The organism is Pseudomonas sp. 5.2, from assembly GCF_059025405.1.
This window is the reverse complement of record NZ_JBYBHH010000003.1, coordinates 311,133-332,736: the sequence shown is the minus strand read 5'-3', so window position 1 is coordinate 332,736 and position 21,604 is coordinate 311,133. Positions and strand designations below refer to the sequence as shown.

Genomic DNA, 21,604 nt, shown 5'->3' with positions numbered 1-21,604 from the left:
TCGCAAGTGGGAGTTTTGCCATGCGCCAGCCCATGATGCTGATCGCCCTCAGTGCACTGGGGGCTTGCGCCAGCCCCTTGCCGCCCGTCGACCCCAAGCAGGCCTGGGTCGAGCTTTCCACCATCACCCCCGGCAGGGTCCTCATGGCCGACCGCCTCGACGGTCAGCGGCTGGAGGATGGCCGATACTTCCAGGTAACGCCTGGCAAGCACGAGCTGGTGGTGCGTTTCGATTATGAGATTTACGGCGGGGGCATCATGTCCCAGCCGAGGGACCGTACCTGTTATCTGACGGTGCGCTATGACAATTTCAAAGCCGGCGAACGCTACCGCCTAGAGGCCCGGGCGCCGGTGATGGAGCCGCAGGTGCTGCTGTACGACGCCAGCCGCAAGGTGCTGGTGAACGAGCCCAGCAACGTGTTTTGCATTCCGTGACGTTGGGGGCGCTTTGCGCCCATTTCGCGACGCAAGGCCGCTCCCACAGTCAGTCATGTACCTGTAGGAGCAGCCTTGCGTCGCGGGCCGCAAAGCGGCCCCAGCATTCAGACGCTACCGGTCGTTCTTCTGGTAGATGATCTTCTTGGTGCCACCCTCGCAGCTACCCACGACCATGTTCGGGTCCTTGACCTCGCTGTTGGGCACGATTTCCAGGGTGTAGGACGTTACGCCCTGGGCCTGGATCTTGGCCTCGATCTCGGCTTTCAATTCTTCGCACGGCTTCACTGCCGCCAGCGTAGAGGTGGCGAGCAGGGAGGCCAACACGGCGATTGCTACGCGGATCATGGAACGGCTCCTGAAAGGGCAGTCGTGCTGCCATTGCTGGTTAGACTACAGCAAACCGCCCTCGTTGCGCCGCCTAGCCCACCAGCGAGGCATCCAGGCTGATGGTGGCATTGAGCACCTTCGACACTGGGCAACCGGCCTTGGCCTTGTTGGCGATTTCAAGGAACTGCGCCTCGCTCGCGCCCGGCACCTTGGCCTTCAGGATCAGGTGCACGGCAGTGATGGCAAAGCCGTCGGCCTGCTTGTCCAGCGTCACCTCGGCAATGGTATCGATGCGGTCTGCGGTCAGCCCCGCTTCACCCAGCATCATCGACAGCGCCATCGAGAAGCAACCGGCATGGGCAGCGCCGATCAGCTCTTCCGGGTTGGTGCCGGGTGAGCCTTCGAAACGGGTATTGAAGCCGTACGGGTTCTGCTTGAGCGCGCCGCTTTCAGTGGAAAGCAAGCCTTTGCCGTCCTTCAGGCCGCCTTGCCAGATCGCCGATGCTGTCTTTTTCATGATGCCTCCTGGTCGCTACGTTTACATATCTTGGGGTGACATGCTTAAGGGTTCAGAGGTCGGCTACCTACGGCAAGTTCAGATCAATCTGACCGCAAGCATTGAATCCACCGAATGTGCCCATACAGAGTTCAAAAGGCCTCTGGCCAACCACCTTCAAGGAGGCTCCGATGACGCAGCTGCGTGACCTGAAAATTTCCACCCTCGACCTCGTGCCCGTGCGCGCCGATGGCGGGCCGGCGCAGTCGCTGCGTAACTCGCTGGACCTTGCACAGCACGCGGAACGCTTCGGCTACAACCGCTTCTGGGTCGCCGAGCACCACAACATGGATGGCATTGCCAGTTCCGCGACCTCGGTGTTGCTCGGCTACCTGGCGGGCGGTACCTCGACCATTCGTGTCGGTTCCGGTGGCGTGATGCTGCCCAACCACGCGCCGCTGGTAATCGCCGAACAGTTCGGCACCTTGGCCAGCCTGTACCCAGGCCGCATCGACCTGGGCCTGGGCCGCGCCCCTGGCTCCGACCAGATGACCGCCCGGGCCCTGCGCCGCGAGCGCTCCGGCAGTGCGGACGACTTCCCCGATGATGTCGAAGAGCTGTCGCGCTACCTCGGCCCGCGCACCGATGATCAAAAAGTGATCGCCGTGCCAGGGCATGACACCGAGGTGCCAATGTGGCTGCTCGGCTCAAGCCTGTTCAGTGCGCAGTTGGCCGGCATGCGCGGTATGCCCTATGCGTTCGCCTCGCATTTTGCGCCGCGCTACATGCACGAAGCGATTCGCGTCTATCGCAACCATTTCAAACCCTCCACCACGCTGGACAAGCCTTATGTGATGCTCGGTATTCCGATGGTGGTGGCCGACACCGACGAGCAGGCCGAGTACCTGGCCACGTCGGTGTACCAGCGCATTCTTGCCCTGATTCGCGGGCAGAGCCTGATGCAGCGTCCGCCCGTGCCAAGCATGGATGGGCTGTGGCTACCCCACGAGCGCGATGCGGTGATGAGCTTCCTCGGCCTGGCCATGATTGGCAGCCCGCAGAAGGTGCGGGCCAACGTCGAGGTGCTGCTGGAACAGACCGGCGCGGATGAGCTGATCTTTACCTGCGACTTGTATGAGCATGCGGACCGGGTCAGGTCCTATGAACTGATGGCAGAGGCCTTGAAGGCCTAGTAGCCCGCCTCGCGGGTAACCCCGCGAAGAGGCCGTCACTCAACCACGCCGGTAGACAATTTCCTTGGTACCGGCTTCACAGCTGCCAATCACCTTGCCCGCTGCATCGCCTTTCTTGACGATCTCCAGCGTGTAGCCATGCACGCCTTTGGCATCCAGCTTGGCGGCAAGCTCTGCCTTCAGTTCTTCACACGGCTTGCCCGCCGCCAGCGCACCACCCGCCAGTGCCATCAGGCCCGCCGCCAGAATCAGTTTCTTCATCGATCGCTTTCCTTGTACAGATGAAAATCAAAGAGGGCGCCGGCAACGGCGCCCCCTCTCTATTACCCCATCTTGCCGGCGCCAGCTAGCCCGGTACTGCTTCAGCTATTGGCAATCCGAAACCCGACCTTGAGCGTGACCTGGAAGTGCGCCGCCTTGTTGTCATGGATATGACCCCGGGTGTCGATCACTTCGAACCATTCCAGGTGCTTGATGCTCTTGCCCGCTTCGGCCAGGGCATTGTTGATCGCGTCCTCGATGCTGGTGGGCGACGACCCAACCAGTTCGATCTTCTTGTACGTGTGATGATCGGACATGTGCACTCTCCTTGGATGACGGTGAAATTGAGCCTAGCAGCGCAGGCCTGGTTTACCTGCGAGCCGTCGCCAGGGATGAAAGTTCGATCGCACTTTCGCCGCGCGGTGCAGTCGCAATCCTTACAGCCCATCCCCGAAGGAGAGTCAACATGCACCGCAACTCGCTGCGTAAAACATCCCTGGAAAGCATGGAAGCCGAGATCGAAAGCCTTCTGAAATCGCTGGAAAACCTCAAACACGATGCCTCGGAGGAATCCCAGAAGTCGGTGAAGGCAATCCGCAGCAACGCCGAGAGCGCTCTCAAACATTCGCGCAGCCTGCTGAGCGACGCCTACGAGGAAGTGAAGACCCGCACTCGCCAAACCGGCATCGCCACCCGTGACTACGCCCAGGAACACCCCATCACCACCGCCGGGGTAGCCGTGGGTGCCTTGGGCCTGCTGGCGGCTTGGCTGCTGTACAAGCGCAACTAAGCGATCTGCAGCCGCAATTCCTGGCGCAGCCATTGCGCCAGTTGCTCGGCGCGCCCATCCGCGGCGCGCCGTGGCACCCACAGCGCCAGCGCGGCGTGCGTGGGTGAAAAGCCCCAAGGGGCCGCCAACCTCCCAGCCCGCAGATCATCCGCCACCAACTGCTGCGGCGCGATCGCGACCCCCAGCCCGGCCACTGCGGCCTCCAGCAAGTAGTACAGGTGTTCGAAGGCCTGGCCGAACGGCAATGCGCCCGGCTCGAGCCCGTGCTGCGCCGCCCACGCAGGCCACGCCTGCGGGCGTGAGGTGGTGTGCAGCAGCGACTCGCCCAGCAAAGCCTGGGGTGCCGCGCCGCGCAAACGCTCGAAGCCGGCGAAGTGGGGGCTGAGCACAGGCCCGATGCGTTCTTCGGCCAACACGTGCACCTGCATGTCCGCCGGCCACGGTGGCTCGGCAAACACCAGCAAGGCGTCCAGGCCTGGTCGCCGCGGGTCCAGGTCGCCTTCCCCGGCAGACAGGTGCAGGCGCAGCTCCGGCAGGTCGGCCTTGAGCCGCCCAAGCCTGGGGATGAACCACCGCGCCAGCAGGCTACCGGAACAGCCAAGGACGAACGGCGCCTCGCTGTTATCCCGGCTCAACTCGGCACACACACCCCGCAACCTGTCGAATGCCTCGCCACTGGCATCGCGCAGGCGCATGCCAGCATCTGTGAGTTTGATGCCACGCCCATCCTTGACGAACAGGGCAATGCCCAAGTGCTCTTCAAGCACTTTGATCTGCCGGCTGACCGCGCCGTGCGTCACATGCAGCGCTTCGGCCGCCTGGCTGACGCTGTTAAGCCGGGCAGTCGCCTCGAAGGCCCGAAGGGCATTGAGCGGGGGAAGGTCCTGGGCCATTGTCTTGTGAGTTTTCCTGACAGGTTTGCGCAATCTTATCGGTTTTCAGACGGGCGTTGCGTGGTTAGAGTAAAGCCCATCACTCATTCATTACGCCTTGGAGCGCCCCATGACCCAGACTCAATACCGCCCTGGCCCAGACGCCAACGGCCTGTTCGGCTCGTTCGGCGGCCGCTACGTGGCAGAAACCCTGATGCCACTGGTACTGGACCTGGCCCGCGAATACGAAGCCGCCAAGGCCGACCCGAAGTTTCTCGAAGAGCTGGCGTACTTCCAGCGCGACTACATCGGCCGCCCGAACCCGCTGTACTTCGCCGAGCGCCTGACCGAGCACTGTGGCGGGGCAAAAATCTTCTTCAAGCGTGAAGAGCTCAACCACACCGGCGCGCATAAGGTGAACAACTGCATCGGCCAGGTGCTGCTGGCCAAGCGCATGGGCAAAAAACGCCTGATCGCCGAAACCGGTGCCGGCATGCACGGCGTGGCCACCGCCACCGTCGCCGCCCGCTTTGGCCTGCCTTGTGTCATCTACATGGGCGCCACCGACATCGAGCGCCAGCAAGCCAACGTGTTCCGCATGAAGCTGCTGGGCGCCGAAATCGTCCCGGTCACCGCCGGTACCGGCACCCTGAAAGACGCCATGAACGAGGCCCTGCGCGACTGGGTCACCAACGTCGAAGACACCTTCTACCTGATCGGCACCGTCGCCGGCCCGCACCCGTACCCGGCCATGGTCCGCGACTTCCAGTCGATCATCGGCAAGGAAACCCGTGCCCAGTTGCAAGAGAAGGAAGGGCGCCTGCCCGACAGCCTGGTGGCCTGCGTCGGTGGCGGCTCCAACGCCATGGGCCTGTTCCACGAATTCCTTGAAGAGCCAAGCGTGCAGATCATCGGCGTCGAAGCCGGCGGCCATGGCGTGCACACCGACAAACACGCCGCCAGCCTGAACGGCGGCGTACCCGGCGTGCTGCACGGCAACCGCACCTACCTGCTGCAGGACGCTGACGGCCAGATCACCGACGCCCACTCGATTTCCGCCGGCCTCGACTACCCAGGCATCGGCCCGGAGCACGCTTACCTGCATGAAGTGAAGCGCGTCGAGTACGTCAGCATCACCGACGACGAAGCGCTCGATGCGTTCCACGCCACCTGCCGCCTGGAAGGCATCATCCCGGCCCTGGAAAGCTCCCACGCCCTGGCCGAGGCGATCAAGCGCGCACCGAACCTGCCCAAGGACCACCTGATGGTCGTGTGCCTGTCCGGGCGCGGCGACAAAGACATGCAAACCGTGATGAACCACATGGCCGCCCAGGAGAAACAGGCATGAGCCGTCTTGAACAACGCTTCGCCGCACTCAAGGCCGAAGGCCGTTCGGCACTGGTCACCTTCGTTACCGCGGGCGACCCGGGCTATGACGCTTCGCTGCGCATCCTCAAGGGCCTGCCGGAAGCCGGCGCCGACGTGATCGAGCTGGGCATGCCGTTCACCGACCCGATGGCCGATGGCGTGGCCATTCAGCTAGCGACCCTGCGTGCACTGGAAGCCGGCCAGACCTTGGCCAAGACCCTGCAGATGGTTCGTGAATTCCGCGTGGGCAACCAAGCCACGCCGATCGTGTTGATGGGTTACTACAACCCGATCCACCGCTTTGGCGTGGAAAAGTTCGTGGCAGAAGCCAAGGAAGCCGGCGTCGATGGCCTGATCATCGTCGACCTGCCGCCCGAGCATGATGCCGAGCTGGCCACCCCGGCCCAGGCTTCGGGCATCGACTTCATCCGCCTGACCACCCCGACCACCGACGACGCACGCCTGCCGCGCGTGCTTGAGCGCAGCTCCGGGTTCGTCTATTACGTGTCCGTCGCCGGTGTGACCGGCGCGGGCTCGGCAACCACCGAGCACGTGACCGAAGCCATTGCCCGCCTGCGTCGGCATACCGACCTGCCGATCAGCGTTGGTTTTGGCATTCGTACCCCGGAGCAGGCTGCGAACATCGCCCGCCTGGCCGATGGTGTGGTGGTGGGGTCGGCGCTGGTCGACAAGATCGCTCATGCCAAGGATGCCGATCAGGCCGTCAATGATGTGCTGAGCCTGTGCTCGGCGTTGGCTGAAGGCGTGCGCGGCGCCCGCCGCTAAACCGCGTCGCCTGCTTCGCGGGCAAGCCCGCTCCCACAGTGACCGCGCCGCTCTTGAAGGCTGTGCAGGACCTGTGGGAGCGGGCTTGCCCGCGAAGAGGCCAGCACAGGCTATAAAGGCCTATCCGCCAAAAATCGACAGCTTCAGCGGCCGCACAGCCCCCATCCAGATCGCATGATCCCGGTGATCCGCCAGCTCATCCCCGGTCAGCGGGTGCAGAAACACCACCAACCCCTTGCGGTACAGCGCCAGCCACGGCAACACCACCCCCACCACTTCAGGCCCGAACGCCAGCTGGCAACTCCAGTCCGGATGCGGCCCCACGGGTTGCTGGTGCATGCGCCCCATGGTCACGGGGAACAGCCGCGCCGCCTCCTCGCACAGTTCTCGCGCCTGCTCGAGGGTCGATGCGTCGTAGTACACGTGGGCGTGATAGCCCTTGATCCTTTGCACGATAACTCCTGATTGCGGTCAAACCATCACCCCCTGCAAAGGAAGTGATGCAGTGAAAAACGCCGAAACCCCAGTATTCAAGCTGGTCCTGTTCGGGGCCGAGTCCAGCCTTGGCAGTGCGCTGATTACCGAGCTGCTGTCACGCCAGCACGAAGTGACCGCCGTGGTCGATGACCTCAACCGCCATGCGCCACGCCCTGGCCTGCATTTCAAGATAGGCGGGCTGGCGAGTGCCGACCAGGCGGAGCAGGGTGCCGCAGGCGGCTCGGCGGTAGTTGCCTTGGTGTCAGCCTTGGCACCCGGTGACCTGCCTGCGCAATGGCAGATGAGCGAAGCGCTGGTGGCCGGGCTTGCGCGTACGACTATACGCCGGCTGTTGCTGGTGGGCGATTTCGATGTGCTGGACAGGCCAGGTGATTACACCGATGAAGCGCGTGAAGGCGTGGACCAGGTTGTCGATGGGCTGCAGCGCAGCGCATTGCACTGGACCCTGATCAATGCACCCCAGACGTTGGTCGACCTGGAGAGGGTAGCGGCGGGGATGGCCGATATGCTGGACTTGGGGTTGCATCGGGGCGAGCATCTCAACTTCGTATCCTGAGGCCTCTTCGCGGGGCAAGCCCGCTCCCACAAGTACTGCACAGCTATCCAATCCTGTGGTGTACCGGTGGGAGCGGGCTTGCCCCGCGAAGAGGCCCTCAAGCCTCACGCTCATCCTCCAGCCAATCGACAAACCGCTCAATCAGCGCCCCACGCCGCTTGCGCGGTGGCAAAACCGCGTAATACCCGCGTTCCGAGCGCAAACTGCCCTCCAAAGGCCGACACAGCAGCCCCTGTTCAACCAGCCCATCGACCAGGTGCCCCCAGCCAATCGCCACCCCTTGCCCGGCAATCGCCGCCTGGATCAACAAGGTGTAGTTATCAAAACGCAACTGCCCCGGCGGCGGTGGGCTGTCTACGCCAAACCCACGAAACACACCCGCCCAATCAAACCAACGGCTGGCCTGCTCACCGCGCAGGTGAAGCAACGGCAAACGCTGCAAAGCCACGGCTGACAAGGGTTTGCCATGAGTCAGGCGGGGGCTGCAGACCGGGAATACCTCCTCATCGAACAACCACCGGCTCTCGCCTTGATGAAAACGCCCGTCACCAAACAGCACCGCCACATCGATATCCGGCCGCAGCATCGCCTGGCTGCGCTCACCCGTTACCAGGCTCACATCCACCTGTGGATAAGCTTCATGAAAGCGTTGCAACCGGGGCATCAGCCAGAACGCCGCAAAGGCGAAGTCGGTCGCCACCTGAAGCACCTCGCGCTGGCCTCGCCCGCTGACCAAGGCAAGCCCATCGTCCATGGCCTGTAGCCCCTGGTGCACCTGTTCGAACAGCAACTGGCCGGCCTCGGTCAGCGCAATGCCCCGGTAGATCCGGTCGAACAGCCGGGTACCCAGCTGGGCTTCCAGGCGCTTCACCTGCTGGCTCACGGCGGGCTGCGTGGTCCCCAATTCAAGCGCCGCGGCCGTAAAGCCACGCAACCGCGCTGCGGCCTCGAACACACGCAGGGTATCCAACGACAGCTCGCCAAGGCGCTCAAACATAAGCTCAGCTAATCCCAGTCATTGCCCGCCATGGGCTTTACCCATGTTATCCACAGTCGCATCTTGGTAGGCAAGCGGTTCGCATAACCTTCAACGATGGAAGCCAACCATGACGCGCCCGAATATCCTGTTCATCATGGCCGACCAGATGGCCGCCCCCCTGCTGCCGATCTACGCCCCTTCGCCCATCCAGATGCCAAACCTCGCCCGCCTCGCCGACCAGGCGGTGGTGTTCGACTCGGCGTACTGCAACAGCCCGCTGTGCGCACCGTCGCGCTTCACCCTGGTCAGCGGCCAGTTGCCCAGCCGTATTGGCGCTTACGACAACGCCGCTGACTTCCCCGCCGATGTGCCCACCTACGCCCATTACCTGCGCCGTCTCGGCTACCGCACTGCGCTGTCGGGCAAGATGCACTTCTGCGGCCCAGACCAGTTGCACGGCTACGAAGAGCGCCTGACCAGCGATATCTACCCCGCCGATTACGGCTGGGCCGTGAACTGGGACGCCCCGGACGAGCGCCCGAGCTGGTACCACAACATGTCGTCGGTGCTGCAGGCCGGCCCATGCGTGCGCACCAACCAGCTGGATTTCGACGAGGAGGTGGTGTTCAAGGCCCGCCAGTACCTCTACGACCATGTGCGCGAAAACGATGGCCGGCCGTTTTGCCTGACCGTGTCGATGACTCACCCCCACGACCCGTACACCATTCCCAAGCGCTACTGGGATCGCTATGAGGGCGTGGATATACCCATGCCGCGCGCCGAGGTTGATCAGCACGAGCAAGACCCGCACTCGCAGCGCCTGCTCAAGGTCTACGACCTGTGGAACAAGCCCCTGCCTGTGGACAAGATCCGCGATGCCCGCCGCGCCTACTTTGGCGCCTGCAGCTACATCGACGACAACATTGGCCAGTTACTGCAAACCCTTGAGGAATGCGGCTTGGCGGAGGACACGTTGATCGTGTTCTCCGGCGACCACGGCGACATGCTTGGCGAGCGCGGCCTTTGGTACAAGATGCACTGGTTCGAAATGTCGGCGCGCGTGCCACTGCTGATCCACGCCCCCAAACGCTTTGCCGCCGCGCGCGTGAATGCGTCGGTCTCCACCTGCGACCTGCTGCCGACCCTGGTCGAACTGGCCGGCGGTGCCGTGGACACGTCCCTGCACCTGGACGGCCGCTCGCTGCTGGGCCACCTGCAAGGGCAGGGTGGCCACGACGAGGTCATTGGCGAATACATGGCCGAAGGTACGGTCGGCCCACTGATGATGATCCGCCGTGGCCCGTACAAGTTCGTGTACAGCGAAGACGACCCATGGCTACTCTATGACCTGAGCCGCGACCCGCACGAGCGGGAGAACCTCGCCAGCAGCCCCGACCATCAGGCGCTGCTGCAGGCATTTACCGATGAAGCCCGGCAGCGTTGGGACATCCCCACCCTGCGCCAACAGGTCCTGGCCAGCCAGCGCCGCCGCCGCCTGGTGGCCGAAGCCCTGGCCATCGGCAAGCTGAAAAGCTGGGACCACCAACCGTTGGTGGACGCCAGCCAACAGTACATGCGCAACCACATCGATCTCGACGACCTCGAGCGCAAGGCCCGTTATCCACAGCCCGCCCCTCTGGATTGAGAAGAGAGTTCGCCATGCAAAAAATCTCCGCCGCCGTGCTTGCCCTGGCCCTCGGCCTGGGCGCTGCCACGGCTCACGCCGAAGACGCGCAATGCAGCACCGTGAAGATGGCCGACCCCGGCTGGAGCGATATCGCCACCACCAACGCCATCGCCCGCCTGCTGCTGGAACGCCTCGGCTACCAGGTAAAGATCGACAGCCTGGCCGTGCCGATCATCTATGGCGGCCTCAAGGACGGGCGCGTCGATGCCTTCCTCGGCAACTGGATGCCGGCGCACCAGGGGTTTCATGACAAGTTCATCGCCAATGGTGATGTACAGCAGTTGTCGCGCAACCTTGAAGGCACCGAGTTCACCCTCGCGGTGCCCGACTATGTGTGGAACGCCGGGGTCAAAGACTTCGCCGACCTGCAAAAGCACGCTGATCAGTTCGACAAGAAACTGTATGGGATCGGCTCTGGCGCGCCTGCCAACCTGTCGCTGAAAGAAATCATCGACCAGAACCAGTTCGACCTCGGCCAGTGGAAGCTGGTGGAGTCGAGTGAGCAGGCAATGCTCGCGCAAGTGGACCGCGCCGTGAAGAAGCAGCAATTCATCACCTTCCTCGGCTGGACACCGCACCCGATGAACGTGAAGCTGAAGATGCACTACCTCACGGGTGGGGAAAAGTGGTTTGGCAGCAAGGGCCAGGTCTACACCCTGACCCGCAAAGGTTATGCACAGGCATGCCCGAATACAGCGAAGCTGCTGGGCAACCTGACATTTACCCTGGACATGGAAAACAGCATCATGGCCGAGGTTGTGGATAAGAAAGTGAGCTTCGATGAAGCAGCCAAGGCTTGGGTGAAGGCGCATCCCGAAGTACTGGAAGGGTGGTTGGCTGGGGTCAGCACCAAGTCCGGTGGCGATGCGAAAGAGGCCGTCACAAGCAAACTGTAATCTCGATAATCACACTCATCCTGTGGGAGCGGGTTCACCCGCGAATGCTCTAGTGAAGCCACCGACGCATTCGCGGGTAAACCCGCTCCCACAGGGGGCCGGTACAACACTCGGGAAACTGAAATACTTATGCACCGCCTCATCCAGCTGCTGCCTTTCCTTGCCTGGCTCCCCCGCCAATCGGGCCGCAGCCTGCGCCAGGACCTGCTGGTCGGCCTGAGCGGTGCCATCCTTGCCCTGCCGCAATCCATCGCCTACGCCCTGATCGCCGGCTTGCCCGCCGAATACGGCCTGTTCGCCGCCATCGTCCCGGTGCTCATCGCCTGCTTGTGGGGGTCTTCGTGGCACCTGATCTGCGGCCCGACCGCAGCCATCTCGATCGTCCTCTACGCCAGCGTCAGCCCCCTGGCGGTACCGGGCAGCGCCGACTACATCACGCTGGTCCTGCTGCTGACATTACTCGCCGGCATCTTCCAGCTCTTGCTCGGCCTGCTGCGCTTCGGCGCACTGGTCAATTTCGTCTCCCACTCGGTGGTGCTCGGCTTCACCCTGGGCGCCGCCATCGTCATCGCCCTCGGCCAGTTGCCCAACCTGTTGGGCATGGACTTGCCAAGCCAGGCCACGGCGTTGAAAACCGTGCAAGACCTGGCCAGCCACGCCGGGGAGGTCGACCTGCCGTCGCTGATACTGGGGCTGACCACGGTGCTGATCGGCATGGCCTTCAAGCTCTGGCGGCCACGCTGGCCGAGCCTGTTGATAAGCCTGATCGTGGTCAGTTTGCTGGCCTGGTCACTGCCTGGCTTTTTTGGCCATGTGCCGCGCGTACCTGCCTTCACTGGCCAACTGCCCCCGTTGAGCCCACTGCCGCTACTGGACGTGGAGCTGATGCTGCGGCTGCTGCCGACCGCGGTGGCGGTGGGCATGCTCGGCCTGGTCACCAGCCTGTCGATCGCCCGGTCGCTATCTGCGCGCTCTGAACAGCTGATCGATGCCGACCAGGAGATCCGCGCCCAGGGCCTGTCGAACATCGTCGGCGCGTTCTTCTCCGGTTACCTGTCATCAGGCTCTTTCACCCGTTCGGGCTTAAGTTATGACGCCGGCGCCCGGTCACCGCTGGCCGGGGTGTTCTCGGCCCTGTGGGTCGCGCTGTTTGCCGTCGCAGGGGCAGGGCTGATCGCCCACCTGCCGATCCCGGCGATGGCGGGCAGCATCCTGCTGATCTGTTGGGGGTTGGTGGATCACCGTGGCATTCGGGCGCTGTTCCGGGTCAGCCGCTCGGAGTTCCTGGTCATGGCCCTGACCGCCGCCGCGACCTTGCTGCTGGAGCTACAGACCGCGATCTATGCCGGGGTGCTGGCTTCGCTGTTCTTTTACCTCAAACGCACGTCCCGGCCACGGGTGCAGCAGAGCCGCGAAGGGCAGGCCGACGTGCTGCGGGTGGGCGGGTCGATCTTCTTTGGCGCGGCGCATTACCTGCAGGTGCGCTTGCAGCGCTGCCAGGGGCCGCATGTGGTGATCGATGCCCGGCAGGTGAATTTTATCGATTACTCGGGTGTGGATATGTTGCACCGCGAGGCACGGCGGTTGCGGCGGGCGGGGGGCAGTTTGACCTTGCAGCGGGCGCGGCCGCAGGTGGTCGAGGAATTGCAGAAGTTGGAAGGGGTGGCGGGTTGCCCCATTGAATTTGCAGAGTGACCATTGGGGCTGCTGTGCAGCGCATTTTTTGAGATTCGTGCAGAAACCTGTAGCAGCTGGCTTGTCGGTGCGCCGAACCGCTGCGATGGGCCGCAAAGCGGCCCCAAAATCTCAAATTCAGCCCCGAGCCAACTGCCGACGAAGCTCAGCCAACACCGGCGCCGTATCCGGCCTCACGCCACGCCAGATAAAGAACGCCTCAGCCGCCTGCTCAGCCAGCATCCCCAGCCCATCCAGCACCTTGGCCGCACCTAGGTTGGTAGCCCATTGGCAAAACGGCGTCGGCTCCTTGCCGTACATCATGTCGTAGCAAACCGTGCGCCCGGCCTCGACCAGGCTGTCGGCAATCGGCGGCATCTCGCCCGCCAGGCTCGCCGAGGTGGCGTTGATGATTACGTCCACCGGCTCCTGCAGCCAGCTGAACCCGCTGGCCACCACCGGCCCCAACTCAGCGAACTCACGCGCCAGTTGCTCGGCCTTTTCTACCGTGCGGTTGGCGATCACCAGCGACTGCGGATCGTGCGCCAGAATCGGCTCCAGCACCCCACGCACCGCACCGCCCGCACCCAAAATGAGGATCCGCTTACCCGCCAGCTCAACCCCAGCATTCACCGTCAGGTCGCGCACCAGGCCAGCACCGTCAGTGTTGTCCCCCCGCAGCGAGCCATCCGCCAGCTTGCTCAGGGTATTCACCGCACCCGCCCGCTGGGCACGTGGGGTCAGGCTGTCGCACAGGCGGTAGGCTTCTTCCTTGAACGGCACCGTGACATTGCCGCCACTGCCTTGCTTGAAGAAACCGCGGGCACAATCGCTGAACTCGTCCAGCGGCGCCAGCAGGGTGGCGTATTCCAGGTCCTGGCCGGTCTGCTCGGCGAACAGGCGGTGGATCAGCGGCGACTTGCTGTGGCCAATGGGGTTACCGAAAACGACGTACTGGTCCATGGGGGCTCCTCGGTTATCCACAGGTTTACTGGGCGAGCCAGTCGCGGTCTTGCAGGAAGTACTCGGTCAGGCGCGCTTCTTCGCTGCCAGGCGCGGCCTTCCAGTCGTAGCCCCAGCGGACCTGCGGCGGCAGCGACATGAGGATCGACTCGGTACGCCCACCCGATTGCAGGCCGAACAAGGTGCCACGGTCGTAGACCAGGTTGAACTCCACGTAGCGACCGCGACGGTACTCTTGGAACTCGCGCTGCTCGGCGGTATAAGGCGTGTCCTTACGGCGTTGAACGATCGGCAGGTAGGCCTCGACAAAGGCATCGCCAATGGCACGGATGAAAGCAAAGCAGGTGTCGAAGTCCCACTCGTTCAGGTCGTCGAAGAACAGCCCGCCAATGCCACGTGGTTCGCCACGGTGCTTGAGGTGGAAGTAGCGGTCGCACCAGACTTTGTAGCGCGGGTACACGTCAGCACCGAATGGCGCGCAGGCCTGCTCGGCCACACGGTGCCAGTGGATGCAGTCTTCTTCGTTGCCGTAGTACGGGGTCAGGTCGAAACCGCCGCCGAACCACCACACCGCCTCTTCGCCTTCTTTTTCGGCGATGAAGAAGCGCACATTGGCGTGGGACGTCGGCACGTGCGGGTTGTGCGGGTGGATCACCAGCGACACCCCCAGGGCCTCGAAGCCACGGCCCGCCAGCTCGGGGCGGTGGGCGCTGGCCGACGGTGGCAGGCCGGCACCGAACACGTGGGAGAAGTTGACCCCGCCTTTCTCGATCACCTTGCCCTCACCGATCACCCGCGTGCGGCCCCCGCCACCGGCTTCACGCGTCCAGGCGTCCTCGACAAAGCGGGCGCCGCCGTCCTCACGTTCAAGGGCGGAGCAGATGCGGTCTTGCAGGTCGAGCAGGTAGGCTTTCACGGCCTCGGTGCGGCTGGTCATCGGGTCACCTGGAGCGGGCAGAGAAGAATTCGCCGCGTAGCATACCACCGGCGGCTGACGCGCCGCAGTTGACGGCGATCAAGCAAAGGCGTCCGATAGAGGGCTGTTACCAATCCCGACAACAGGAGTGCGAGATGGCCAAGCGTATCCAGTTCAGCCAGCATGGCGGCCCGGAAGTTCTGCAGCTTGTAGAGTTCGACCCCGCCCCACCTGGGCCACAGCAGGTCCGCGTGCGTAACCAGGCGATTGGCCTGAACTTCATCGACACCTATTTCCGCAGCGGCTTGTACGCACCGCCATCCTTGCCTTCCGGGCTCGGCACCGAGGCCGCTGGTGTGGTCGAAGCCGTGGGTGAGGGCGTCACGCGCCTGAAAGTCGGCGATCGGGTAGCCCATGCCGGCGGCCCGCTGGGTGCCTACAGCGAAGTGCATACGCTGCCCGAGGCCAACCTGGTCAAGCTGCCGGACAACATCAGCTTCGAACAGGCAGCGGCAGTGATGCTCAAGGGCCTGACCGTGCAGTACTTGCTCAAGCAGACTTATGCGGTGCAACCGGGCGACGTGATCCTGTTCCATGCCGCTGCCGGTGGCGTGGGTTCGCTGGCCTGCCAATGGGCCAAGGCGCTGGGGGCCAAGTTGATCGGTACCGTCAGCTCCGCTGAGAAGGCCGAGCGGGCGAAGGCGCTGGGGGCGTGGGAAACCATCGACTACAGCCATGAAGACGTGGCCAAGCGCGTCCTGGAGCTGACAGACGGCAAGAAATGCCCAGTGGTGTACGACGGCGTCGGCGCCGATACCTGGCTGACCTCGCTGGACTGCCTGCAGCCACGCGGGTTGATGGTGAGCTTTGGCAATGCTTCGGGCGCGGTGAGCGGGGTGAACCTGGGGATTCTGGCGCAGAAGGGCTCGCTGTATGTCACCCGGCCGACCCTGGCGAGCTATGCCAACAATGCCGAGAACACCCAGGCCATGGCCGATGACCTGTTTGCGATGATTGCGAGTGGGAAGCTGGTTGTGGATATCCAGCAGCGGTATCCGCTGAGTGAGGCAGCCAAGGCGCAGGCGGAGCTGTCGGCGCGCAGGACTGTGGGGTCGACCGTGCTGATCCCCTGAGCCAGACACATTCCCTGTGGGAGCGGGCATGCCCGCGAATCAGCCACCGCGATTGATGGCACCGGCTCTGCCGGTGTTCGCGGGTGAACCCGCTCCCACAGGAGTTGAGTCGGCCCGGATTACAGCAATCCCATTTGGATTACTTTGCCTTGATTAATCGTCGTAGTGATATCGGCACTGCAAGATTGTCATCTGCCCACCTTCGAAGAGGTAGACCAACCGATGCTCGCGAGTAATACGGCGAGACCAGAATCCTGAAAGGTCGCCCTTGAGCGGTTCAGGCTTGCCAGTACCTTTGAAAGGAGTACGAAGGCACTCCCTGATCAGTGCGTTGATCGTTGCGAACACATCCGAGTCAGCATCTTTCCAATGGCAGTAGTCTTCCCAACCCTCTGAAGTGAACGCAACGCTTACAGAATTGCGAGCCTCAGTCTTGTTGCGTTGTTTTGACTTCATGTTCATCTATAGACAGCTCATGGGTAGCAGCTTTACCCGACCGCAGCTGATCAATGGATGCTCGCAAGCGCTTGGCATTGGCTGAAGAACCCAACAGGTACATGGTTTCTTGCATGCCGTTGTAGTCTTCAAGCGAGAGCATAACCACCGGCTCACCGCGCTGGCGCGTAATGATCGCAGGTTCGTGATCCCGACATACATCATCCATCGTCTGCTTCAGGTCGGCGCGAGCCTGGCTAAAAGTCAGTACATGCATTTCTTCAAATCCCTCCCAGGCAGGGCCCGGATCAGGTTTTTCTCGACCCATTCAGCTCTGCTGAATGGGCGCTAGGCTTGGTGGCTTCCGATAGTTAATTTGGCAGATACCAACTCAAACATTGTACAAGCCTAGGTACAAACCTCAACATCCCATGGTCGGGAACCTTGAGAATGCAAAGCATAAATTGGATGTCTTCTGGTGGGCAGGTGAATGCTTCCGACAGAGCTTGTAGGAAATTGCTGTGAAAGCAGGCCTACCTGCTCCCACAGCAATGCATTGAATCAAGGAACGACGCCGTTTTGGGGTGAACAGGGGAGCGGGTATCGGCGCTTGGCAATTTAGCCCGGCCGAACGACTTCGCCCGTCGCCAGGTTGCGAATCACACTTGGGTTCTTCCGCCCGCCCAACGCCCCGCCCAGTACCAGGTCCAGCTGGCCATGGAAGTACTGCTCTACCCGCAAGCGGCTCTTCGCCGCCGGGCGACCGCCGGGGTTGCACGAGGTGGAAATCAGCGGCCCGACCAGCGCGCACAGCTCACGCACCTGTGGGTGGTCACTGACCCGCAGCGCCACCGTGTCGTGCTGGCCGGTCACCCACTCCGGCAACAGGTCCTGGTGCGGTACCAGCCAGGTGTTCGGGCCTGGCCAGGTGCTGCCCATGCGGTCAATCCAGTCCTCGGGGAAATCTTCGAACAAAAAGTCGAACTGGCGGATATTGTCGGCGATCAGGATCAAGCCTTTATCCACAGGCCGCGACTTGAGCGCCAGCAGGCGATACACCGCGTCCTCGTTCCACGGGTCACAGCCCAGGCCCCAGACCGCTTCCGTCGGGTAGGCGATAACCGCGCCCGCCCGGATCTCACGTGCGGCTTGTTGCACACGAAAACTGCTCACCATTGCTGTCTCTCCGCCTATATACCTTGCTTGTGAGCAGTGTACTTAGCCAACGCGGGCAAACCAACGCCCGGCTTCATTGCTGACCCGCCCTTCAAGCTCCAGTTCGGTGAGCTGCGCCATCACCTGAGCCAACGTCAGTTCGCTGCAGTGGGCCAGGCTCTCGGTAGTCTGGGGCGCGGCATGCAGCAAGGCGAGCAGGGGGTGATCACGCTGTTCAACAATGGCCGGGGGCAGGTTCTGCCAGCCCTGCAGGCTTTCCAGAATCTGTTCCACGCTTTCCACCAGCAGGGCACCGTCGCGAATCAACTGGTGGCAGCCTTTGGCACCTGGGTGGTGGATGGAGCCTGGGATGGCATACACCTCGCGGCCCTGCTCAGCCGCCAAGCGCGCCGTGATCAGCGAGCCACTGGCCAGGCTCGCCTCTACAACCAATACGCCCAGCGACAAGCCACTGATGATGCGATTACGCCGCGGAAAATTGCCCGGCAGCGGGCCGGCATCCAGCGGGTACTCGGAAACCAGCGCGCTGCCGCTGTCGATCATCGCTTGGGCAAGCTCGCGATGGCGCTGTGGATAAAGTTTTTGCAGCCCTGTCCCGAGTACCCCAATTGTGCCGCCCCCGGCCTGCAACGCTGCCCGATGAGCGGCACCATCGATACCCAGTGCCAGGCCGCTGGTAATGGTAAAACCCGTCTGCGCCAAGTAGCGGGAAAATGCTCGAGCAGTGTCGAGCGCGGGCGGTGAAGCACGCCTGCTGCCCACAATTGCCAACTGTGGCCTTTCCAGTAATGCGGGGTCGCCAGCGACGAAAAGCAACGGCGGCGGGTCGTCGGTTTCGGCCAGCAGAGCAGGGTAGCCAGGGCTGTCCCACATCAGTAAATGCTGGCCCGGGCGCTCTAACCAGGCCATTGCAGCCAGTGCACCGTCACGCACTTCGGCGCTTCTTCGGGCTTCGATGCTGGCTTGCGGAATGCCCAGTGCGCGCCAGGCTGCGGCCGGCGCACTCAGCGCCGAAGAAGCGCTGCCAAAAGCTTTCAGCAGGCTGTGAAAGCGGCGTAACCCTGTGTCCGGCAGGCGGTGCAGGCGCAACCTCGCCTCCAGTTCGGCAGGCGCGCAAGGCGACGAATGGTGGGTCAACATGAGGATCATCCTTGATCGAAACGGGGCCATCGACGTGGCACAACCTGTGGATAACTGTGTTGATAACGCTTTGACAACCTGTCCATCAAATGGGTGATAAGCCGTCCGTTTAAACCCTAGCCGAGCTTTGCCAGGTGCCGAATGCCCCGATTACCTTTATTATGTGTGCTCAGTTTTCAACCGAACGCACAGTGACTGCCCGACCTTATGGCCATCTTGAACATTCTCGAATTCCCGGACCCGCGCCTGCGCACCCTCGCCAAACCGGTGACGGTGTTCGACGACGCCCTGAGCCAGCTGATCGACGACATGTTTGAAACCATGTATGAAGCGCCTGGCATCGGCCTGGCTGCGACTCAGGTCAACGTCCACAAGCAAGTGGTGGTGATGGACCTGAGCGAAGACCGCAGCGAACCGCGGGTCTTCATCAACCCCGTCGTCGAAGAACTGACCCACGACATGGGCCAGTACCAGGAAGGTTGCCTGTCGGTGCCTGGCTTCTACGAAAACGTCGACCGCCCCCTGCGGGTGCGCGTCAAAGCCCAGGACCGCGACGGCAAGCCGTTCGAGCTCGAAGCCGAAGGCCTGCTGGCCGTGTGCGTGCAGCACGAGTTCGATCACCTCAACGGCAAGCTGTTCGTCGACTACCTGTCCACGCTCAAACGCGACCGGATCAAGAAGAAGCTGGAAAAGCAGCACCGCCAGCAAGCCTGATCCCCACCTTCCAGAAGGCTTGCTCCGGCAAGCCTTTTTCTTTTTTGCAGCGAGAACTCCATGCGCATCGTCTTCGCAGGCACTCCAGAGTTTGCCGCCGAACACCTCAAGGCACTGCTCGACAGCCCCTATGAGATCGTGGCCGTCTACACCCAGCCGGACCGCCCAGCCGGGCGTGGCCAGAAGCTCATGCCGAGCGCGGTCAAAGCACTGGCCGTGGCCCACGACATCCCGGTGCTGCAGCCGCCAACCCTGCGCAATGCCGATGCCCAGGCGGAACTCGCCGCGCTCAAGCCCGACCTGATGGTGGTGGTCGCCTACGGCCTGATCCTGCCCCAGGCCGTGCTGGATATTCCGCGCCTTGGTTGCATCAACAGCCACGCCTCCTTGCTGCCACGCTGGCGCGGTGCGGCGCCGATTCAGCGCGCCGTGGAAGCCGGCGATGCCGAGAGCGGCGTGACCGTGATGCGCATGGAGGCGGGCCTGGACACCGGCCCGATGCTGCTCAAAGTGGTCACCCCGATCAGCGCCGAAGACACCGGCGGCACGCTGCATGACCGCCTCGCCGAAATGGGCCCGCCTGCGGTGATTAAAGCCATTGCTGGCCTTGCCGACGGCTCGCTGCAGGGTGAAGCCCAGGATGACGCCCTGGCCACCTATGCCCACAAGCTGAACAAAGACGAAGCACGCATTGACTGGAGCCGCCCGGCCGTGGAGCTGGAGCGCCTGGTGCGTGCTTTCAACCCGTGGCCGGTGTGCCACAGCACCCTGGACGGCGAAAGCGTGAAGGTGCTGGCTGCCACGTTGTCCACAGGCGACGGCGCCCCTGGCGAGATCCTGTCTGCCAGCAAGGACGGCCTGGTAGTCGCCTGCGGTGACCAGGCACTGAGCCTGACCCGCCTGCAACTGCCCGGCGGCAAGGCGCTGAACTTCAGCGACCTGTTCAACAGCCGCCGCGAGAAATTCGCCAACGGCAAGGTGCTCGGCCAATGAACCCTCGCCTGGCCGCCGCCCGTGCCTTGGCCGCTGTGCTCAGCGGCAAGGCTTCGCTGAACAGCTCGTTGCCGGCACAACTGGACAAGGTCGACGAGCGCGACCGGGGCCTGACCCAAGACCTGGCCTTCGGCACCGCCCGCTGGCAGCCGCGCCTCGACCTGCTCGCTGCGCAGTTGCTGCAGAAGCCGTTCAAAGCTGCCGATGCCGATGTGCAGGCCTTGATGCTGGTCGGCCTGTACCAGCTGTTCTACACGCGCATTCCGGCGCACGCCGCCATCGGCGAAACCGTGGGTTGCGCCGACAAGCTGAAAAAGCCGTGGGCCAAAGGCCTGCTCAACGCCGTGCTGCGCCGCGCGCAGCGTGAGGGCGAAGCGCTGCTCGCGGGCATGGAGCGCGACCCGGTGGTGCGCACTGCCCACCCGCGCTGGCTGCAGAAATCGCTGAAGGCCTTCTGGCCCGAGCAATGGGAAGCCATCTGCGCCGCCAACAACGCCCACCCGCCGATGATTTTGCGGGTCAACCGCCGCCACCATAGCCGCGATGCCTACCTGGCCTTGCTGGCTGAGGCCGGCGTGGGCGCCAGCGCCTGCCAGTACAGCCGTGACGGCATCGTGCTGAATGAGCCCTGCGATGTGCGCAGCCTGCCTGGCTTTGCCGAAGGCTGGGTAAGCGTGCAGGACGAAGCCGCCCAGCTGTCCGCCGACCTGCTCGAACTGGCCCCCGGCCAACGCGTGCTCGACGCCTGCTGCGCCCCGGGCGGCAAGACTTGCCACTTGCTCGAAGCCGAAGCTGGCCTGGCGCAGGTGGTGGCCATCGACCTGGAAGCCAAGCGCCTGACCCGCGTGCGCGAGAACCTCGATCGCCTGCAACTGGACGCCGAGCTGATCGCCTGCGATGCCCGCGACACCGCCAGTTGGTGGGACGGCAAAACGTTCCAGCGCATCCTGCTCGACGCCCCGTGCTCGGCCACCGGCGTAATCCGCCGCCACCCGGACATCAAGCTGACCCGTCAGGCCGACGACATTCCGGCCCTGGCCACGTTGCAAGGCGAGCTGCTCGATGCCCTGTGGCCGACCCTGGAAGTGGGCGGCATGCTGCTTTACGCCACCTGCTCGAGCTTGCCGACCGAGAACACCGAGGTGATCGACGCCTTCCTCGCCCGCACCCCGGGCGCCCGTGAGTTGGACCTGGCCACCGAGGCCGGCCTGCGCCAGCCACATGGCCGCCAGTTGCTGGCCCAGGAAGGCGGCCACGACGGGTTCTACTATGCCAAGCTGATCAAGATCGCCGCGTCACGCGGATAAGCACAAC

At 63.4% G+C, this 21,604-nt stretch carries 26 protein-coding genes; 13 read left to right on the top strand and 13 right to left on the bottom strand.

Translation table 11 applies throughout. The features are described from left to right. Positions 1–20: 20 nt before the first annotated feature. Positions 21–434 carry a PA0061/PA0062 family lipoprotein gene (locus AC5PZ0_RS07355; protein WP_099452524.1) on the top strand — a complete coding sequence of 138 codons (414 nt, stop codon included), beginning with the start codon at positions 21–23 and terminating at the stop codon, positions 432–434. Between the two features lie 114 nt (positions 435–548). Here AC5PZ0_RS07355 and AC5PZ0_RS07350 read toward each other — a convergent pair whose 3' ends face one another. Next, on the bottom strand, positions 549–782 hold the full coding sequence (locus AC5PZ0_RS07350) for a DUF1161 domain-containing protein (RefSeq protein WP_493854593.1): 234 nt from the start codon (positions 780–782) through the stop codon (positions 549–551). Positions 783–855: 73 nt separating this feature from the next. Beyond that, entirely contained in the window at positions 856–1,281 is a 426-nt protein-coding gene (locus AC5PZ0_RS07345; RefSeq protein WP_027592027.1) for an OsmC family protein, read from the bottom strand. Positions 1,282–1,451: 170 nt separating this feature from the next. Between AC5PZ0_RS07345 and AC5PZ0_RS07340 the strand changes: the two genes are divergently transcribed. Next, positions 1,452–2,453 carry an LLM class flavin-dependent oxidoreductase gene (locus AC5PZ0_RS07340; RefSeq protein WP_099427987.1) on the top strand — a complete coding sequence of 334 codons (1,002 nt, stop codon included), beginning with the start codon at positions 1,452–1,454 and terminating at the stop codon, positions 2,451–2,453. Positions 2,454–2,492: 39 nt separating this feature from the next. Here AC5PZ0_RS07340 and AC5PZ0_RS07335 read toward each other — a convergent pair whose 3' ends face one another. Further along, entirely contained in the window at positions 2,493–2,714 is a 222-nt protein-coding gene (locus tag AC5PZ0_RS07335) for a DUF1161 domain-containing protein (protein WP_085272120.1), read from the bottom strand. 101 nt (positions 2,715–2,815) lie between these two features. After that, a complete protein-coding gene (locus tag AC5PZ0_RS07330; protein ID WP_027592030.1) occupies positions 2,816–3,031 on the bottom strand; it encodes a dodecin in 216 nt (71 codons plus the stop codon). Between the two features lie 149 nt (positions 3,032–3,180). Between AC5PZ0_RS07330 and AC5PZ0_RS07325 the strand changes: the two genes are divergently transcribed. After that, entirely contained in the window at positions 3,181–3,504 is a 324-nt protein-coding gene (locus AC5PZ0_RS07325) for an ElaB/YgaM/YqjD family protein (RefSeq protein WP_027592031.1), read from the top strand. On the opposite strand, the gene AC5PZ0_RS07320 is transcribed toward AC5PZ0_RS07325, so the two are convergent. After that, a complete protein-coding gene (locus tag AC5PZ0_RS07320; protein WP_099427986.1) occupies positions 3,501–4,397 on the bottom strand; it encodes a LysR family transcriptional regulator in 897 nt (298 codons plus the stop codon). The two genes, AC5PZ0_RS07325 and AC5PZ0_RS07320, sit on opposite strands and share 4 nt — an antisense overlap. Positions 4,398–4,506: 109 nt before the next feature. Between AC5PZ0_RS07320 and trpB the strand changes: the two genes are divergently transcribed. Together trpB and trpA are read left to right on the top strand one after the other, a co-directional pair. After that, on the top strand, positions 4,507–5,724 hold the full coding sequence (gene trpB, locus AC5PZ0_RS07315) for a tryptophan synthase subunit beta (protein ID WP_027592033.1): 1,218 nt from the start codon (positions 4,507–4,509) through the stop codon (positions 5,722–5,724). Next, positions 5,721–6,530 (top strand): tryptophan synthase subunit alpha, encoded by an 810-nt coding sequence (gene trpA, locus AC5PZ0_RS07310; protein ID WP_186679243.1) that lies wholly within the window; start codon positions 5,721–5,723, stop codon positions 6,528–6,530. The genes trpB and trpA overlap by 4 nt, the downstream gene beginning before the upstream one ends. A 120-nt stretch (positions 6,531–6,650) precedes the next feature. On the opposite strand, the gene AC5PZ0_RS07305 is transcribed toward trpA, so the two are convergent. Further along, positions 6,651–6,983 (bottom strand): DOPA 4,5-dioxygenase family protein, encoded by a 333-nt coding sequence (locus AC5PZ0_RS07305; RefSeq protein ID WP_027592035.1) that lies wholly within the window; start codon positions 6,981–6,983, stop codon positions 6,651–6,653. A gap of 52 nt (positions 6,984–7,035) precedes the next feature. Here AC5PZ0_RS07305 and AC5PZ0_RS07300 point away from each other — a divergent pair, with 52 nt between their 5' ends. Beyond that, on the top strand, positions 7,036–7,584 hold the full coding sequence (locus AC5PZ0_RS07300) for an NAD(P)H-binding protein (RefSeq protein WP_238209880.1): 549 nt from the start codon (positions 7,036–7,038) through the stop codon (positions 7,582–7,584). A gap of 97 nt (positions 7,585–7,681) precedes the next feature. Here AC5PZ0_RS07300 and AC5PZ0_RS07295 read toward each other — a convergent pair whose 3' ends face one another. Then, entirely contained in the window at positions 7,682–8,581 is a 900-nt protein-coding gene (locus AC5PZ0_RS07295; RefSeq protein WP_099427983.1) for a choline sulfate utilization transcriptional regulator, read from the bottom strand. 109 nt (positions 8,582–8,690) lie between these two features. Here AC5PZ0_RS07295 and betC point away from each other — a divergent pair, with 109 nt between their 5' ends. The 3 genes from betC to AC5PZ0_RS07280 all read left to right on the top strand — a co-directional run bounded on the left by betC (position 8,691) and on the right by AC5PZ0_RS07280 (position 12,841). Beyond that, a complete protein-coding gene (gene betC / locus AC5PZ0_RS07290) occupies positions 8,691–10,208 on the top strand; it encodes a choline-sulfatase (RefSeq protein ID WP_493854592.1) in 1,518 nt (505 codons plus the stop codon). A gap of 14 nt (positions 10,209–10,222) precedes the next feature. After that, positions 10,223–11,146: a choline ABC transporter substrate-binding protein gene (gene choX, locus AC5PZ0_RS07285; protein ID WP_027592039.1), complete on the top strand. Its 924-nt coding sequence runs from the start codon at positions 10,223–10,225 to the stop codon at positions 11,144–11,146. Positions 11,147–11,275: 129 nt separating this feature from the next. Continuing rightward, a complete protein-coding gene (locus tag AC5PZ0_RS07280) occupies positions 11,276–12,841 on the top strand; it encodes a SulP family inorganic anion transporter (protein ID WP_274884416.1) in 1,566 nt (521 codons plus the stop codon). Positions 12,842–12,958: 117 nt separating this feature from the next. On the opposite strand, the gene aroE is transcribed toward AC5PZ0_RS07280, so the two are convergent. Together aroE and hemF are read right to left on the bottom strand one after the other, a co-directional pair. Then, the gene (gene aroE / locus AC5PZ0_RS07275; protein WP_027592041.1) at positions 12,959–13,783 is read right to left on the bottom strand and encodes a shikimate dehydrogenase; all 825 of its coding nucleotides are present in this window, start codon (positions 13,781–13,783) and stop codon (positions 12,959–12,961) included. 25 nt (positions 13,784–13,808) lie between these two features. Further along, positions 13,809–14,720, bottom strand: a complete 912-nt coding sequence (hemF, locus tag AC5PZ0_RS07270; RefSeq protein ID WP_493854591.1) for an oxygen-dependent coproporphyrinogen oxidase — start codon at positions 14,718–14,720, stop codon at positions 13,809–13,811. Positions 14,721–14,854: 134 nt separating this feature from the next. Between hemF and AC5PZ0_RS07265 the strand changes: the two genes are divergently transcribed. Beyond that, on the top strand, positions 14,855–15,832 hold the full coding sequence (locus AC5PZ0_RS07265) for an NADPH:quinone reductase (RefSeq protein WP_252826309.1): 978 nt from the start codon (positions 14,855–14,857) through the stop codon (positions 15,830–15,832). A 153-nt stretch (positions 15,833–15,985) separates the two neighbouring features. Here AC5PZ0_RS07265 and AC5PZ0_RS07260 read toward each other — a convergent pair whose 3' ends face one another. From AC5PZ0_RS07260 to dprA, 4 genes are all read right to left on the bottom strand, one after another. Beyond that, positions 15,986–16,294 (bottom strand): Txe/YoeB family addiction module toxin, encoded by a 309-nt coding sequence (locus tag AC5PZ0_RS07260; RefSeq protein ID WP_081042037.1) that lies wholly within the window; start codon positions 16,292–16,294, stop codon positions 15,986–15,988. Next, positions 16,260–16,544 carry a type II toxin-antitoxin system Phd/YefM family antitoxin gene (locus AC5PZ0_RS07255; RefSeq protein WP_019099397.1) on the bottom strand — a complete coding sequence of 95 codons (285 nt, stop codon included), beginning with the start codon at positions 16,542–16,544 and terminating at the stop codon, positions 16,260–16,262. Before AC5PZ0_RS07255 ends, AC5PZ0_RS07260 begins: the two co-directional genes overlap by 35 nt. 341 nt (positions 16,545–16,885) lie before the next feature. Further along, positions 16,886–17,443 carry an L-threonylcarbamoyladenylate synthase type 1 TsaC gene (gene tsaC / locus AC5PZ0_RS07250; RefSeq protein ID WP_027592045.1) on the bottom strand — a complete coding sequence of 186 codons (558 nt, stop codon included), beginning with the start codon at positions 17,441–17,443 and terminating at the stop codon, positions 16,886–16,888. A gap of 42 nt (positions 17,444–17,485) precedes the next feature. Beyond that, a complete protein-coding gene (gene dprA / locus AC5PZ0_RS07245; RefSeq protein WP_085272127.1) occupies positions 17,486–18,583 on the bottom strand; it encodes a DNA-processing protein DprA in 1,098 nt (365 codons plus the stop codon). A 207-nt stretch (positions 18,584–18,790) separates the two neighbouring features. Between dprA and def the strand changes: the two genes are divergently transcribed. From def to rsmB, 3 genes are read left to right on the top strand one after another with little or no spacing between them, the layout of a single operon-like run. Continuing rightward, positions 18,791–19,297, top strand: coding sequence for a peptide deformylase (gene def / locus AC5PZ0_RS07240; RefSeq protein ID WP_027592047.1), 507 nt, complete (start codon positions 18,791–18,793; stop codon positions 19,295–19,297). A gap of 60 nt (positions 19,298–19,357) precedes the next feature. Beyond that, entirely contained in the window at positions 19,358–20,290 is a 933-nt protein-coding gene (gene fmt / locus AC5PZ0_RS07235; protein ID WP_274884426.1) for a methionyl-tRNA formyltransferase, read from the top strand. Next, the gene (gene rsmB / locus AC5PZ0_RS07230) at positions 20,287–21,597 is read left to right on the top strand and encodes a 16S rRNA (cytosine(967)-C(5))-methyltransferase RsmB (RefSeq protein ID WP_027592049.1); all 1,311 of its coding nucleotides are present in this window, start codon (positions 20,287–20,289) and stop codon (positions 21,595–21,597) included. The genes fmt and rsmB overlap by 4 nt, the downstream gene beginning before the upstream one ends. The last annotated feature ends 7 nt before the right edge of the window (positions 21,598–21,604 follow it).

What these genes read in the sequence shown, in the direction of transcription:
- AC5PZ0_RS07295 (WP_099427983.1), bottom strand. Translation starts at nt 8,581, where the DNA reads ATGTTTGAGCGCCTTGGCGAGCTGTCGTTGGATACCCTGCGTGTGTTC.
- AC5PZ0_RS07330 (WP_027592030.1), bottom strand. Translation starts at nt 3,031, where the DNA reads ATGTCCGATCATCACACGTACAAGAAGATCGAACTGGTTGGGTCGTCG.
- AC5PZ0_RS07255 (WP_019099397.1), bottom strand. Translation starts at nt 16,544, where the DNA reads ATGCATGTACTGACTTTTAGCCAGGCTCGCGCCGACCTGAAGCAGACG.
- choX (WP_027592039.1), top strand. Translation starts at nt 10,223, where the DNA reads ATGCAAAAAATCTCCGCCGCCGTGCTTGCCCTGGCCCTCGGCCTGGGC.
- aroE (WP_027592041.1), bottom strand. Translation starts at nt 13,783, where the DNA reads ATGGACCAGTACGTCGTTTTCGGTAACCCCATTGGCCACAGCAAGTCG.
- dprA (WP_085272127.1), bottom strand. Translation starts at nt 18,583, where the DNA reads ATGTTGACCCACCATTCGTCGCCTTGCGCGCCTGCCGAACTGGAGGCG.
- AC5PZ0_RS07280 (WP_274884416.1), top strand. Translation starts at nt 11,276, where the DNA reads ATGCACCGCCTCATCCAGCTGCTGCCTTTCCTTGCCTGGCTCCCCCGC.
- AC5PZ0_RS07345 (WP_027592027.1), bottom strand. Translation starts at nt 1,281, where the DNA reads ATGAAAAAGACAGCATCGGCGATCTGGCAAGGCGGCCTGAAGGACGGC.
- AC5PZ0_RS07340 (WP_099427987.1), top strand. Translation starts at nt 1,452, where the DNA reads ATGACGCAGCTGCGTGACCTGAAAATTTCCACCCTCGACCTCGTGCCC.
- trpB (WP_027592033.1), top strand. Translation starts at nt 4,507, where the DNA reads ATGACCCAGACTCAATACCGCCCTGGCCCAGACGCCAACGGCCTGTTC.
- AC5PZ0_RS07265 (WP_252826309.1), top strand. Translation starts at nt 14,855, where the DNA reads ATGGCCAAGCGTATCCAGTTCAGCCAGCATGGCGGCCCGGAAGTTCTG.
- AC5PZ0_RS07320 (WP_099427986.1), bottom strand. Translation starts at nt 4,397, where the DNA reads ATGGCCCAGGACCTTCCCCCGCTCAATGCCCTTCGGGCCTTCGAGGCG.
- AC5PZ0_RS07325 (WP_027592031.1), top strand. Translation starts at nt 3,181, where the DNA reads ATGCACCGCAACTCGCTGCGTAAAACATCCCTGGAAAGCATGGAAGCC.
- AC5PZ0_RS07350 (WP_493854593.1), bottom strand. Translation starts at nt 782, where the DNA reads ATGATCCGCGTAGCAATCGCCGTGTTGGCCTCCCTGCTCGCCACCTCT.
- def (WP_027592047.1), top strand. Translation starts at nt 18,791, where the DNA reads ATGGCCATCTTGAACATTCTCGAATTCCCGGACCCGCGCCTGCGCACC.
- trpA (WP_186679243.1), top strand. Translation starts at nt 5,721, where the DNA reads ATGAGCCGTCTTGAACAACGCTTCGCCGCACTCAAGGCCGAAGGCCGT.
- betC (WP_493854592.1), top strand. Translation starts at nt 8,691, where the DNA reads ATGACGCGCCCGAATATCCTGTTCATCATGGCCGACCAGATGGCCGCC.
- AC5PZ0_RS07260 (WP_081042037.1), bottom strand. Translation starts at nt 16,294, where the DNA reads ATGAACATGAAGTCAAAACAACGCAACAAGACTGAGGCTCGCAATTCT.
- rsmB (WP_027592049.1), top strand. Translation starts at nt 20,287, where the DNA reads ATGAACCCTCGCCTGGCCGCCGCCCGTGCCTTGGCCGCTGTGCTCAGC.
- AC5PZ0_RS07335 (WP_085272120.1), bottom strand. Translation starts at nt 2,714, where the DNA reads ATGAAGAAACTGATTCTGGCGGCGGGCCTGATGGCACTGGCGGGTGGT.
- hemF (WP_493854591.1), bottom strand. Translation starts at nt 14,720, where the DNA reads ATGACCAGCCGCACCGAGGCCGTGAAAGCCTACCTGCTCGACCTGCAA.
- fmt (WP_274884426.1), top strand. Translation starts at nt 19,358, where the DNA reads ATGCGCATCGTCTTCGCAGGCACTCCAGAGTTTGCCGCCGAACACCTC.
- tsaC (WP_027592045.1), bottom strand. Translation starts at nt 17,443, where the DNA reads ATGGTGAGCAGTTTTCGTGTGCAACAAGCCGCACGTGAGATCCGGGCG.
- AC5PZ0_RS07355 (WP_099452524.1), top strand. Translation starts at nt 21, where the DNA reads ATGCGCCAGCCCATGATGCTGATCGCCCTCAGTGCACTGGGGGCTTGC.